Genomic DNA, 14085 nt, shown 5'->3' with positions numbered 1-14085 from the left:
AATCCTCGACATTTTCTATCAGAAACTGTATCTGAAGCCGGCTACAGCAAATCATCAGCCGGCGGATCATTGCCATGCGACATCCGGCCTCCAAGACACTTGGTTATCAGTTGATCCACGTGGCCCGGCTGCACCGGGCCCGCACCGCCAAGCTCCTCGAAGGACTCGGCCTGTTTCCGGGCCAGGAACAGGTGCTCGAAGCCCTGGCCGGGCGGGACGCCCTGTCGATGAGCGAATTGGCGGAGATTCTCCGCGTCAGGCCGCCCACCGCCTCCAAGACGATCGCGCGCCTGTCGGCCGCCGGCCTGATCGAGCGCAAGGCGACCGATGGCGACGGACGCGTCGTGCGCGTCGGCCTGAGCGCGGACGGCAAGGAAAAGGCCGCCGCCATCGCCGCCTTGGCCCTCGACATCGAGGCGGAAGCCACCAGCCATCTCGACAACAAGGACCGCAAGCGCCTGCGCAAGCTGCTCAAGCGGGTCGAGAAAGGCTTCAAGCACGCGCTCGGCGGCGAGATCGACGCCGATGACGACGACGAGGGCGATACCGACGAGGCTTGAAGGGAAGTTTGTGGCGCGACAAGCCTTCTCCCCTTGCGGGAGAAGGCTTAGGGCGCTCCTCACCTCGCCATAATGCTGTCGACCAATTCCTTCGCACGGAAGCGGTAACCGGCATTGTCGACGGCCGTCCAGCCGCCCTTGCCGTCATCGACGATGCGCCTGCGCATGCCGCCGGCCTTGGCGATGATGTCGTAGTCCTGCCCCGAATCGGCGGGATAGGCGAAGGTCATCACCAGATCCGTCGAACCGACATTGACCGAGCGGTGGATCCAGTAGGGCGGCACATAGCACAGGCTGCGCGGCCCGATCTCGACGGTGCGGATCTCCCCGGCTGGCGATTCCAGCAGCATGATGCCGTGCCCGCTCTCACCGTAATACATCTCCGGACGGTTGGGATTGGCGTGGATATGGCCGCGCGTGAGGAAATATTCCCGCCCCACCTTGCCGGGAATCATGCGGGTGACCCCGATGATCATGTCGCCCGCATCCGCCGAGGGTTTGTAGTCCGTGACCTCATAGACGACCTTGTCGCCGAGTTCGGCGAGGACGGCCTGATAGGCAGCCTCGTCTTCATAGAGGCCGGCAAGATCACCCATCGTCTTGGTGTAGCGGTTGGTCGCCCCCCGCAATTCCCCCTTCTCGACATCGACGACGCACAGACCTGGCTCGCGCATGGACATATCAACCAACCTTTCTTTTGACAGCGGCAATCTGGGAAGCTCGCCATTTTGTAGCATCACTACATTTTTATCGGCACCTCGACAACCCCGACCGCATTATCTTAACTCGTTTTGAGCTAATTTCCGCAATATTGCGTTGCAATATTTCACGTATGTGATTTTATTTCAATTTTTTAAAATTTGGCTCGCTTGACCCCTGTCAAAAAATGTACTTATGCTACAGAACAGGGCCGGAAAAAATGCCCTGACAGACGACGTGGAGGAGAGAGCCGATGAAGAAGACCCTTTTGGGCGGCAGCCTGGCCGCAGCACTGCTGGCCGGCACGATGGGCATGGCGAGCGCCGCCGACTGCAAGATCGGCGTGGCGATGTACACGCTGAGCGCCCCCTATTTCGCCGCCCAGCAGGCCGCCGCCATCGACCAGGGCAAGAAGGCGGGTTGCGAGGTCACCACCTCCGACGGCCAGAACGACATGGGCAAGCAGATTTCCGACGTCGAGGACATGGTCGCCAAGGGCGTCAACCTCCTGATCCTCAACCCGCGTGATCCGGAAGGCCTCGTCGGCGCTGCCAATGCCGCCAGCGCAGCCGGCGTGAAGGTGGTGGTGATGGATTCCTCCATCAACACCAAGGCCAACATCGTCACCCAGGTACGCTCCTCCAACGACCAGAACGGCTTCCTGGTCGGCCAGTGGCTCGCCAAGAAGATGCAGGGCAAGCCTGTGAAGATCATCCTGCTCTCGGGCTCGCAGGGCAACGAAGTCGGCCGTGACCGTCGCCTCGGCGTCTTCCGCGGCCTGGTCGAAGGCCAGCTCGTCAATGACGGCAAGGCCAGCTTCGAAGTGCTCGGCCAGGGCTGGGGCAACTGGGCGACCGAGGATGGCCTGAAGGCCGCAGAGGACCTGCTGCAGGCCCATCCCGACGTCACCGTGCTGCTGGCCGAGAATGATTCGATGGCCCTGGGCGGCATGAAGGCGCTGCAGGCCGCCGGCAAGAACGACGTGCTGGTGCTCGCTGCCGCCGACGGCCAGAAGGAAGCGCTCGCCCTCATCAAGGAAGGCAAATATGGCGCGACCGGCCTCAACGATCCCGATCTGGTGGCCCGCACGGCGGTCGACATCGGCCTGAAGGCCCTCAAGGGCGAACTCGGCGCCGACACGCCCAAGCTTCAGCTCACCACCCCCGCGGTGATCACCCAGGAGAACGTCGACAAGTTCTACAAGAAGGACGCGGTGTTCTAAGCACCGACCTCGACACGAGATTTGCCTTCTCCCCTTGCGGGAGAAGGTCCCGGCAGGGGGATGAGGGGTGAAGCACAGACTCGGCAAAGTCGCGTGTCTCCCCTCATCCGCCCCTTCGGGGCACCTTCTCCCGCAAGGGGAGAAGGACAGGCGCGCCGTTTTTCCTACTCGACGACTCCAAACCAGCGAGGACATCATGTCCGAACTCGCCAGGCTCACCGCCATAACCAAATCCTTCGGCGGCGTGCACGCCCTCAAGGGCGTCGATTTCGACGTCCAGAGTGGCGAGGTCCATGCCTTGCTCGGCGAGAACGGGGCCGGCAAGTCGACGCTGATGCGCGTGCTGGGCGGCGAACTCCAGCCGAGCAGTGGCGAGGTGAAGATCGCCGGCAGCCATGTCGATTTCCGTGATCCGCGCATGGCCAGGGCGCTCGGCATCGCGGTGATCCACCAGGAACTGGCGCTGGCCCCCGATCTGTCGGTGGCGGAGAACATCTTCCTGGGCGAATTGCCCGGGATCTTTGCCGGGCCGGGGCTGAAGAAGCGCGCCGGCGAACTGATCAAGCGGCTCGGCTTCGACATCGATCCGGGCGAGCGCGTCGGCAATCTCGCCGTCGCCCATCAGCAGGTGGTCGAGATCGCCAAGGCGCTGTCGCGCGAGGTCAAGATCATCATTTTCGACGAGCCGACGGCGGTGCTTTCCGATCGGGATGCCGCGCGCCTGCACAAGGTCATCGCCGACCTCAGGGCCCATGGCGTCGGTGTCGTCTATATCTCCCATCGCCTCGAGGAGGTGATGCGCATCTCCGACCGCATGACGGTGATGAAGGACGGCCAGCTCGTCGGCACCGTCGCCGCCAAGGAGGTGAGCATCGACGACATCATCCGCATGATGGTCGGCCGCCCGCTCTCCGCCCTGTTCCCCGAGAGGGGAGAGCGCAAGATCGGCGAGGAAGTGGTCAGCGTCTCCGCCCTCCATGCCGGCCGCAAGGTCCGCAATGTCAGCCTGGCCGTGCGCGCCGGCGAGATCGTCGGCCTTGGCGGCTTGGTCGGCTCCGGCCGCACCGAGGTCGCCCGCCTGATCTTCGGCGCCGACAAGCCCGACAGCGGCGCCATCAAGCTCAAGGGCAAGCCGGTGCATTTCCGCTCGCCCCGCGACGCCGTCGCGGCGGGTGTCGGGCTGGTGCCCGAGGACCGCAAGCATCAGGGCGTCATCCTGGACAAGCCCATAAGGGTGAACGCCACCATGGCGCGGATGTCGTCGGTCACCACCGCGCTCGGCTTTCTGCGCCGGGGCCTGGAACGGCGCACCGTCAGCGAACTCGGCCAGAGCCTGCGCCTCAAGGCCGCCAGCGTCGAAGCGCCGGTGTCGAGCCTGTCGGGCGGCAACCAGCAGAAGGTGGTCCTGGCCAAGTGGTTCCATGCCGATGGCGATCTCATCATCCTCGACGAACCGACCCGCGGCGTCGACGTCGGCGCCAAGACCGAGATCTACACGCTGGTCAATCGTTTGGCGGAAGCCGGCAAGGCCGTGCTGGTGATCTCCTCCGAGCATCAGGAACTCTTCGGCCTGTGCGACCGCGTGCTGGTGATGCGCGAGGGCGAGATCCGCGGCGAACTCAGGCCGGACGGCTACAGCGAGGAAAACCTGCTTTCCCTGGCCATGAGCGAGGGCGGGCAGCCCGGCAAAACAATTCAAGCTGGAACGGTATAGGACAATGACAGCTCTCAGCGAGAACCGCGGCGACGGCAAGCGCGGCTATGATCTCGGCGCCCTGGTGCAGCGTTTCGCGACCCTCGGCATCTTCCTGGTCCTGGTCATCGTCGCCTCCCTGTGGACCGACAGCTTCCTGACCAAGAACAACATCCTGAACGTGCTGCGGCAGGTCGCCTCCGGGGCGGGCATCATGTCGGTGGGCATGCTGTTCGTCATCCTCACCCGCGGCATCGACCTTTCCGTCGGCTCGGTGCTGGCGCTGGGCTGCGTGCTGACCGCCTATTTCATCGCCAAGCTCGGCTATGGCGTCGGCGTCAGCATCGCCCTGGTGATCCTGTGCGGCGCTGCCTGCGGCCTCGCCGTCGGCTTCTTCGTCGCCTATATGCGCCTGCCCTCCTTCGTGATGTCACTGGCCATGATGGCGATCGCCCGCTCGCTCTCCTTCATGATCTCGGAAGGGCGGCCGATCTCGATCGGTGACGGCGGCCAGGCCCTCGCGGACTTCGGCGCCGGCTACTGGCTCGGCATCCCGCAACCGGTCATCCTGATGTTCGCGGTGTTCATCGTCGGCGGCATCGTGCTGTCCTTCACGCGCTTCGGCCGCATCATCACCGCCATCGGCTCCAACGAGGAGGCCGTGCGGCTCTCCGGCATCGCGGTGCCGCGCTACATCCTTTCCGTCTATGTGATCTCCGGGGCGCTGGCCGGGCTCGCCGGCGTGATCTCGGCCAGCCGCACGACCATCGGCTCGGCCCAGGTCGGCGTCGGCATGGAGCTCAACGTCATCGCGGCGGTGGTGATTGGCGGCGCCAGCCTGATGGGTGGGCGCGGTGACGTGGTCAACACGCTGCTGGGCACGCTGGTGATGGGCATCATCGCCAACATCATGAACCTCGCGGGCGTGCCCGGCTACAGCCAGCAGCTCTACACCGGCCTGATCATCGTGGTGGCGATGCTGCTGCAATACGCCACCGGTACCTTGAAGCGATAGAACACGACCCGACGCGCTGCCGACTCCGTTGACAGCGCGTCTCTTTTTGTCTAGTTTTTCACATAAATGATCATATTTCACAAATGTGAATATCGATCATTCATCGCCGCCCGGCGGTGCGACACAGGGAATCCCTCCAAATGGCTGCAACTCAAGGATGGCACAGCGCGCAGGGCCGGGCCTTCGGCGGTCCGCTCAAATACATCCAGCGCGCCGGCGAAATCGACCGCCTCGCCGATCATCTTCGTCCGCTCGGCAGCAAGGCCTTCCTGCTCGTCGACGGCTTCGTGTTCGAGAAACTCGGCCCCTCGATCCTTGCCTCGCTGGAGGGCAGCGGCCTCGGCCTCACCATGGAGAAGTTCAACGGCGAATGCTGCCGCGAGGAGATCGACCGGGTGACGGCCCTGGTCGCCGAGGCCAAGGCGGATGTCGTCGTCGGCATCGGCGGCGGCAAGACGGCCGACACGGCCAAGCTGGCCGCGATCGCCAACAAGGCCCGCATCGCCATCGTGCCGACCATCGCCTCGACGGATGCGCCGACCAGCGCCATCGCGGTGACCTACACGCCGCAGGGCGTGTTCAAGGAATCCTTCATGCTGCCGCGCAACCCGGACGTGGTGGTGGTCGACAGCGCCCTGATCGCCAAGGCGCCGGTACGCTTCCTGGTCGCCGGCATCGGCGATGCCCTCTCCACCTGGTTCGAGGCCCGCTCCAACCTGGAATCGCGCTCCGACAACTTCATCGCCGGCGGCTATCCCGCCCCGCTGGCCGGCATCGCCATCGCCAAGGCCTGCCATGAAGTGCTGATGCGCGATGCCCTGGCGGCCAAGCTCGCGGTCGAGAAGGGCGCCCTGACGCCGGCCGTCGAGAACATCATCGAGGCCAATACGCTGCTCAGCGGCCTCGGCTTCGAGAATTGTGCGGTTTCCGCCGCCCACGGCATCCATGACGGCCTAACGGCGCTGGAGGAAAGCCACGGCTTCTTCCACGGCGAGAAGGTCGCCTTCGGCGTGCTCTGCCTGCTGATGCTGGAAGGGCGCCCGCTCGCCGAGATCGAGGAAACCGCCCGCTTCTGCCAGTCGCTGGGCCTGCCCACCACCCTCGCCGACCTCAGGCTCGGCAAGGCCACCGCCTCCGACATCGAGCGCGTCGCCAAGGCGGCCCTGAAGGAGGGTTCGATCACCTGGCGGGTCGCCGTGCCCCTGTCGGTGGAGATCGTCCGCGACGCCATCATCGCCCTGGACGCCTTCACCTCCTCGCTCTTCGGCGAGGCTTGAGGCAATTCGAAGTGAACGGACCCAAACGAGAAAGACGCCACAATCCCTCCCCGCCTTCGGGGAGGGTGGCCCGGCGAAGCTGGGCCGGGTGGGGGAGCGTGGCGCAAACGGCGCTGGAAAAAGCCCAGTCGCGCCACTCGCCCCCTTCCGTCGATGCTGCGCATCGACGCCTTACCCGAAACCGGGGAAGGATTCTCGTGCTTCCTTCTGCTCGGCCGCAAATAGGCCCGTGCCAAGCAGCCTCACCATCGCAATCTCAGACTTCATTCCCCCTTCAAGGACTTTGACCATGCGCGCAGCCGTCATGTATTCGCCCGGTGACATTCGCCTCGAGGAAGTCCCCAAGCCTGTCGCCGCAACCGGAGAAGTACTGCTGCGCGTCGCGGCGGTGGGCGTATGCGGTTCGGACCTTCCCCGCATGCTGACCAAGGGCGCCCATCGCATGCCCATCATCTGCGGGCATGAATTCTCCGGCCACATCTCGGAGATCGGCTCGGGCGTGACCGGTTTCGAGAAGGGCGAGCTCGTCGGTGTCGCCCCGCTCATTCCCTGCCGGGTCTGCGATCAATGCGCGACCGGCAATTTCTCGCGCTGCCGCAACTATGACTATTTCGGCAGCCGTCGCGACGGCGCCTATACCGAATTCGTAGCGGTGCCGGTCGGCAACCTGCTCAAGGCCCCGGCCGACGCCGATCCCCGCGCCATCGCCATGACCGACCCGGCCTCGATCGCCCTCCACGCCGTCTGGAAGGCGCCGCCCACCATGGGCCAGCGCGGCGGCGTCATCGGTTGCGGCCCGATCGGCCTGTTCGCCATCCAGTGGATGAAGCTGATGGGCTGCACGGAAGTCGTCGCCGTCGACGTCTCCGAGCAGAAGCTCGAACAGGCGCGCGAGGCGGGCGCCACCCACACCCAGCTGATCACCGATCCGCTGCCATCGGGGCTGAACTGCGACCTCATCGTCGAGGCGGCCGGCCATCCCTCCTCGATCAACTTCGCCGCCAAGCTGGCCGGCCCGGGCGGCCATGTCGTGTTCATCGGCATTCCCGTCGGCGAGGTCGCGCTGGAGAACCAGACCTTCCAGCACTTCCTGCGCCAGGAAGTGTCGCTGCACGGCGCCTGGAACTCCTTCGGCGCGCCTTTCCCCGGCAAGCAGTGGACCGTCTCCCTCGACGCTCTCGCCACCGGCAAGCTCAAATGGGAGTTCATGATCACCCATGAGCTCACGCTCGAGGAACTTCCCGGCATGTTCGAGAGCTTCAAGCGCAAGAACGAGTTCTTCTCCAAGGTGATGTTCAGGCCGTAATAATGTGCCCTTCTCCCCTTGCGGGAGAAGGTCCCGGCAGGGGGATGAGGGGAGATGCGCTACCTTGCAAGGCATCCTCTTCCACCCCTCATCCGGCGCTACGCGCCACCTTCTCCCACAAGGGGAGAAGGAAGTTGCGCTCTATCTTGGAGAACCTCATGCCACGTCTTCTCGGCCTGGATTTCGGCACCGGCGGCATCAGGGTCGGCGTGTTCGACCTCGACAGCCGCACGATGCTGGGTGAGCGGGAGGTCCAGTACGCCACCCGACACCCCCATCCGGGCTGGGCGGAACAAGCGCCGACCGAGTGGTGGGAGGCGCTGGGCCGGGCCAGCCGCGGGCTGATGCGCGATCTCGGCTCGCCCGTCATCGACGGCGTCTGCGCCGCGACCACGGCCTCGACCGTGGTGGCGTGCAAGCGGGACGGGACGCCGCTCCGCCCCGCCCTCCTGTGGATGGACTGCCGGGCCGCGGACGAAGCGGCGCGAACCGCGCGCTCGCAGCACCCCGTGCTGGCCTATGCCGGCGGCAGCGATGCGGCCGAATGGCTGGTGCCCAAGGCGATGTGGCTGTCGCGCCATGAGCCGGACGTCTATGCGCGCGCCGAGATCATCTGCGAGTGCCTCGACTACATCAATTTCAAGCTGACGGGCCTGTGGGTCGGCTCACGCATGAACGCGACCTGCAAGTGGAATTACGATTCCGTTACCCGCCGCTTCCCGGACGAGCTCTACGCCGAATTCGGCATTCCCGACCTCGCCACGAAACTGCCAGGCGACATCAAGGCGGTGGGCATGCCGATCGCCCCTGTCAGCGCCGCTGCGGCCGAGCATCTCGGCCTTGCCAACCGGCCCATCCTCGCCCAGGGTGGCATCGACGCGCACACCGGCATCGCGGGTGCCGGCACGCTGCGGCCGGGCGAACATCTGCTGATCGGGGGCACCTCGATCGTCCATCTCTTCCAGCTCGCGGCCGAAGCGCCGGTCACCGGCTTCTGGGGTCCTTATCCCCATGCCCTGGTCGACGATTACTGGCTGGTGGAAGCCGGCCAGGTTTCGGCCGGCTCGGTGATGTCCTGGTATGCGCGTGACATGTTCGGGCTCGACCAGCAGGAGCGAGCCGCCCTGGTAGGGGAAGCGAGCGCCCTGCCCGTCGGCGGCACCGGGCTGCTGACGCTCGACTATTTCATGGGCAACCGCACGCCCTATCGCGACCCCCTGCTGCGCGGCGCCGTGCTGGGCCTCGCCCTCAGCCATACCCGGGCGGACCTTTATCGCTCCGCCGTCGAAGCGGTGGCGCTGGGTTCGGCAAACGTGTTCCGCCGCATCCAGGAGCTCGGCATCGCCTGCAACCGCATCGTCTCTTCCGGCGGCTATGCCAAGAATCCGCTGTGGCTAAGGGCTACGGTCGACGCCATGGGCATGCCCGTCGAACTCCTCGGCCAGACCAATCTCACCCTCGTCGGCACGGCCGCCTCGGCCGCCACCGGCGCCGGCCTGTTCGACGACCTCTTCGCCGCGGCGGATGCGGTGGCCCAGCCGGTCACGCTGGTCGAGCCCGACCTCGCCGCCCATGCCCGCTATGGTGAATTGCTGCAGGATTATCTTGAAGCGACCGAGCTTCTTGCGCCACTCTCGCGCAAGCTGGCCTCCAGACAGCTTGAAGGATCGCGTTGATGAGTGTCGGCAATCTCGACCATGACGTCCAGTTCAGGACGATGTCCGGCGAGCAGCGCGAGCTCCTGATGATCCAGGTCGCCAAGCGCTACTACGAGCTCGACATGACCATGGGCGACCTGGCCAAGGAGCTCAACCTCACACGCTGGCAGGCGAGCCGCCTTTTGAGCGAGGCACGCGAGGCGGGCATCGTGCGCATCGAGATCGTGCCGCGGGCGCCGCGTTCTCCCGACATCGAGTCCCGGCTGCAGCGGCGCTGGAATTTGAAGGAAGCCGTCGTCGTCCCCAACAATGGCGAGGAGGACGAAGGCCTCCTGCTCGATGCCGTGGCGCAGGCCGCCGCGCGCATGCTCGCCGGGCTCGGCAAGGTGCCGCTGATCGGCGTTTCCTGGGGCCGGACCATGAGCGCGGTGGCCCACCGCCTGCCGCCCTTCTGGAACGAGGGCGTGGAAGTGGTGCTGCTCAACGGCGCCATGAACATCCGCTCGCCCTCGGTGCGCACCAACAACACCGCCGAGCTCTTCGCCCGCTCGGCCAACGGCACGGCAACCCTGCTGCCGGTGCCGGCCATTCTCGGCCATGCTGCCACCCGCGTGGCGCTGGAGCAGGACCCCACCATCGCCAGCGTGCTGGAGCTCGCCCGCCAGGCCCCGGTGATCTGCTTCGGCATGGGCACGATCAGCCCCGATTCCGTCCTGGTGCAATCGGGTTTCGTCACCGAGGCGGAAACCGCGGCGCTCAAGGCGAAAGGCGCCGTCGGCGACATCCTCAGCCGCTATATCGATGCCCATGGCAATATCGTGGATGCCGACATCGATGCCCGAACCATCGGCCTGGACCTGCGTTATTGCCGGGAGCGCAAATTCTCGATCGGCGTCGCTGCCGGCAAGTCCAAACAGCCCGTCACCCTTGCCTGCCTCCGGGCCGGCTATGTCAATGTGCTCGTCACCGATGAAGAGACGGCACGTTTCCTCCTGGATGAAAGCCACCATGGATAAGACCGACAAAGGCACGCCGGCTGCCTCCAAAAAGCCTGCTCCGGCCGCCCCGGCCCTCAGCGTGGTGCCCACCGGCTCCGCCCTCATCGTGTCGGGCCAGGGGGCCCATGCCCGTAATCCCGGCACGGCCCTCAAGCCGGAATGGTTCGAGGCGATCGAGGTCAATCTCAGCGCCACCGAACGCCGGGCCGCAACTCTCGGCGGGCGCCGCACGGTGAAGAAGGAATACCAGGCCGCCTGGCTGGTGAAGGCGGTTCAGTGCATCGACCTCACAACTCTGGCCGGCGACGACACGCCCGGCCGCGTCCATCGCCTCGCCCTGAAGGCGCGCCGCCCTATCCGCGAGGACATCGTTGAAGCCCTCGGCCTCGCCGATGCGCCGCTCACGGTGGGAGCCGTGTGCGTCTATCCCACCATGGTCGCCCCCGCCGTCAAGGCGCTCGCCGGCTCCGGCATTCCCGTCGCCTCGGTGGCGACCGGCTTTCCCGCCGGCCTCACCCCGCTGCCCCAGCGCCTCGCCGAAATCCGCTACGCGGTGGACCAGGGGGCCCAGGAGATCGACATCGTCATCAACCGCGCCCAGGTGCTGACGCAGGACTGGAACGCCCTCTATGACGAAATCCGCGCCATGCGCGAGGCCTGCGGCGAAGCCCATCTCAAGGCCATTCTTGCCACCGGCGACCTCAAGACGTTGCGCAACGTCTACAAGGCCTCGATGGTCGCGATGATGGCGGGCTCCGATTTCATCAAGACCTCCACCGGCAAGGAGGACGTCAACGCCACCCTGCCCGTCAGTCTCACCATGATCCGCGCCTTGCGCGACTATGGCGAGTTCACCGGCGAGGCGGTCGGCTTCAAGCCGGCCGGCGGCCTGAGGACGGCCAAGGATGCCCTCGCCTGGCTGGCCCTGATGAAGGAAGAGCTCGGCCGCCCCTGGCTGGAACCCAACCTTTTCCGCATCGGAGCCTCCTCGATGCTCGCCGACATCGAGCGCCAGCTCGAGCATTTCGTAACCGGGCGCTATTCGGCGCTGACGCATCACGCTCTGGCTTGATTTCTCACCCTCCCCTGGAGGGGGAGGGTCGGTCCGCAGGACCGGGGTGGGGTGACTTCCCCCCTCGCCTGCCGGCACCACACGATCAATGTCTTAACCATTTTTCACCCCACCCCGACGCTTCGCGTCGACCCTCCCCTCCAGGGGAGGGTGATACAGCCCTCTCCGGCTGGAGGAACACGCCGATGCCCACCGTAAAGGAAATTCTGCAAACCATGGACTATGGTCCTGCGCCCGAAGCCGACAATCACGTGACGGCGTGGCTCGCCAGCCACGAAAAGGGCTTCAAGCACTTCATCGGCGGTTCCTTCGTCGCCTCCAAGGGCAAGGACACCTTCGAGGTGGTCAATCCTGCCCGGGACACCCTGCTCGCCAAGGTGGCCGCCGGCACGGTCGAGGATGTCGATGCCGCCGTCAAGGCCGCGCGCAAGGCGTTTCCGGCCTGGTCGGCGTTGCCGGGCCATGAGCGCGCCCGTTATCTCTATGCCATCGCCCGCCATATCCAGAAGCGCGAGCGCTTCCTCTCCGTGCTGGAGACGCTGGACAACGGCAAGCCGATCCGTGAGAGCCGCGACATCGACATTCCCCTGGTCGCCCGGCATTTCTATCACCATGCCGGCTGGGCCGAGCTGGTCGAGACCGAATTCGCCGGCTACGGCCCGGTTGGCGTCTGCGGGCAGATCATTCCCTGGAACTTCCCGCTCCTGATGCTGGCTTGGAAGATCGCCCCGGCTCTGGCCGCCGGCAACACGGTGGTGCTCAAGCCCGCCGAGTTCACCCCGCTGACGGCGCTGGCCTTCGCCGAGATCTGCCGCGAAGCCGGCCTGCCGGATGGCGTGGTCAACATCGTCACCGGCGACGGCGCCACGGGTGCGGCCCTCGTCGCCCACCCGGATGTCGACAAGATCGCCTTCACAGGTTCCACCGAAGTCGGCCGCCTCATTCGCCAGGCCACGGCGGGCTCAGGCAAGAAGCTCTCGCTGGAACTCGGCGGCAAATCGCCCTTCATCGTCTATGAGGATGCCGATCTCGACGGCGCCGTGGAAGGCGTCGTCGATGCGATCTGGTTCAACCAGGGCCAGGTCTGCTGTGCCGGCTCGCGCCTGCTCATCCAGGAAGGCATCGCCGAGCGCTTCCTCGGCAAGCTGCGCCGCCGCATGGAGACGCTGCGCGTCGGCGATCCCCTCGACAAGTCCGTCGATATGGGCGCGATCGTCGCGCCGGTGCAGCTCCAGCGCATCCAGGGCCTCGTCAAGAAGGGCGAAGAGGAAGGCGGCACGCTCTGGCAGGCCGATTGCGCGCTGCCGGCCAAGGGCAACTTCTTCCCGCCCTCGATCTTCATCGATGTGGAACCGTCCTCCACGGTGTCGGAGGTCGAGATCTTCGGCCCTGTCGCCGTGGCAATGACCTTCCGCACGCCCGACGAAGCGGTCCAGCTCGCCAACCACACCCGCTACGGCCTCGCCGCCTCGATCTGGTCGGAGAACATCAACCGCGCCCTCGACACCGCCGCGCGCATGAAGGCCGGGGTGGTCTGGGTCAACTCCACCAATCTGTTCGACGCCGCCGCCGGCTTCGGCGGTTATCGCGAGAGCGGCTTCGGCCGAGAGGGCGGCCGCGAAGGCCTCTATGAATATCTCAAGCCCGACTGGGAGAAATCCCTGCCGGCTGCCGAGGACAGCAAGGCCGCCGCGCTGGGCGTCGCCCCAGCCGAAGCGCCTGCCGTCACCGGTCTGCCCAGCATTGACCGTACCGCCAAATTGTTCGTCGGCGGCAAGCAGGCCCGCCCGGATTCCGGCTACAGCTACACGGTCAAGAGCACAGCCGGCGCCACGCTCGGCCAGGCGGGCCTCGGCAATCGGAAGGATATCCGCAACGCGGTCGAAGCGGCGACCAAGGCGGGCGGCTGGGGCGCCGCCACGGCGCATAACCGCGCCCAAGTGCTCTATTACATCGCCGAGAACCTGTCGGCCCGCGCCGCCGAGTTCGAGCAGCGCCTCGTCAGTTACGGCCACAGCGCCAAGGCGGCCAAGGCGGAGGTGGAGAAGGCGGTCAGGCGCATCTTCTACTACGCCGCCCAGGCCGACAAATATGACGGCCGCGTGCATTCCACCCGCTCGCGCAATGTGACGCTGGCGATGAACGAGCCGTTCGGCGTGGTCGGCATCCTCTGCCCGGACGAGGCGCCGCTGCTCGGCTTCGTCTCGCTGGTGCTGCCGGCGATCGCCATGGGCAACCGCGTCGTCGTGGTGCCCTCGCCGGCCTTCCCGCTGGCGGCAACCGACTTCTACCAGATCCTGGAGACCTCGGACGTGCCGGCCGGCGTGATCAACATCGTCACCGGCGCGCGCGACGAGCTCGCCAAGACCCTGGCCGAGCACGACGACGTCGACGCCCTCTGGTATCACGGCTCCAAGAGCGGCGCCGCTTCTGCCGAGAAGGCCTCCGCCGGCAACCTCAAGGCGACCTGGACCAATCAGGGCCGCGCCATCGACTGGCTTAGGGATGCGCAGGCCCAGGGCGCCGACTATCTGCGCCATGCCACCCAGGTGAAGAACATCTGGGTGCCCTACGGCGAATAGGGC

General features: G+C 65.9%; 11 protein-coding genes. 10 read left to right on the top strand and 1 reads right to left on the bottom strand.

Features of this window, described 5'->3' with window-relative positions; all coding sequences use genetic code 11:
* Nucleotides 1–74 precede the first annotated feature (74 nt).
* Nucleotides 75–560: a MarR family winged helix-turn-helix transcriptional regulator gene (locus J8I29_RS19095; RefSeq protein ID WP_105864957.1), complete on the top strand. Its 486-nt coding sequence runs from the start codon at nucleotides 75–77 to the stop codon at nucleotides 558–560.
* 59 nt (nucleotides 561–619) lie between these two features.
* Here J8I29_RS19095 and J8I29_RS19090 read toward each other — a convergent pair whose 3' ends face one another.
* Entirely contained in the window at nucleotides 620–1240 is a 621-nt protein-coding gene (locus J8I29_RS19090) for a glucose-6-phosphate isomerase (RefSeq protein WP_209432878.1), read from the bottom strand.
* 272 nt (nucleotides 1241–1512) lie between these two features.
* Between J8I29_RS19090 and J8I29_RS19085 the strand changes: the two genes are divergently transcribed.
* The 9 genes from J8I29_RS19085 (at nucleotide 1513) to J8I29_RS19045 (ending at nucleotide 14082) form a co-directional block, all read left to right on the top strand.
* Complete coding sequence (locus J8I29_RS19085; protein WP_209432877.1) at nucleotides 1513–2481, top strand: substrate-binding domain-containing protein; 969 nt, start codon at nucleotides 1513–1515, stop codon at nucleotides 2479–2481.
* A 196-nt stretch (nucleotides 2482–2677) separates the two neighbouring features.
* Nucleotides 2678–4195, top strand: coding sequence for a sugar ABC transporter ATP-binding protein (locus J8I29_RS19080; protein ID WP_209432876.1), 1518 nt, complete (start codon nucleotides 2678–2680; stop codon nucleotides 4193–4195).
* A 4-nt stretch (nucleotides 4196–4199) separates the two neighbouring features.
* The gene (locus J8I29_RS19075; RefSeq protein ID WP_068285370.1) at nucleotides 4200–5189 is read left to right on the top strand and encodes an ABC transporter permease; all 990 of its coding nucleotides are present in this window, start codon (nucleotides 4200–4202) and stop codon (nucleotides 5187–5189) included.
* Between the two features lie 140 nt (nucleotides 5190–5329).
* A complete protein-coding gene (locus J8I29_RS19070) occupies nucleotides 5330–6466 on the top strand; it encodes a glycerol dehydrogenase (RefSeq protein ID WP_209432875.1) in 1137 nt (378 codons plus the stop codon).
* 289 nt (nucleotides 6467–6755) lie between these two features.
* The gene (locus tag J8I29_RS19065) at nucleotides 6756–7772 is read left to right on the top strand and encodes a galactitol-1-phosphate 5-dehydrogenase (protein ID WP_209432874.1); all 1017 of its coding nucleotides are present in this window, start codon (nucleotides 6756–6758) and stop codon (nucleotides 7770–7772) included.
* 158 nt (nucleotides 7773–7930) lie between these two features.
* Nucleotides 7931–9448 carry an FGGY-family carbohydrate kinase gene (locus J8I29_RS19060; RefSeq protein WP_209432873.1) on the top strand — a complete coding sequence of 506 codons (1518 nt, stop codon included), beginning with the start codon at nucleotides 7931–7933 and terminating at the stop codon, nucleotides 9446–9448.
* Complete coding sequence (locus J8I29_RS19055) at nucleotides 9448–10446, top strand: sugar-binding transcriptional regulator (RefSeq protein ID WP_245197148.1); 999 nt, start codon at nucleotides 9448–9450, stop codon at nucleotides 10444–10446. Before J8I29_RS19060 ends, J8I29_RS19055 begins: the two co-directional genes overlap by 1 nt.
* Complete coding sequence (gene deoC, locus J8I29_RS19050) at nucleotides 10439–11500, top strand: deoxyribose-phosphate aldolase (RefSeq protein ID WP_245197147.1); 1062 nt, start codon at nucleotides 10439–10441, stop codon at nucleotides 11498–11500. Before J8I29_RS19055 ends, deoC begins: the two co-directional genes overlap by 8 nt.
* Before the next feature lie 185 nt (nucleotides 11501–11685).
* Nucleotides 11686–14082 carry an aldehyde dehydrogenase family protein gene (locus J8I29_RS19045; RefSeq protein WP_209432872.1) on the top strand — a complete coding sequence of 799 codons (2397 nt, stop codon included), beginning with the start codon at nucleotides 11686–11688 and terminating at the stop codon, nucleotides 14080–14082.
* Nucleotides 14083–14085: the final 3 nt, after the last annotated feature.

This window comes from Labrys sp. LIt4 (genome assembly GCF_017813775.1).
In the GTDB taxonomy this organism is placed as follows: domain Bacteria; phylum Pseudomonadota; class Alphaproteobacteria; order Rhizobiales; family Labraceae; genus Labrys; species Labrys okinawensis_A.
Note: the sequence above shows the minus strand (reverse complement) of the source record. Positions and strands in the feature narration are given on the sequence as shown.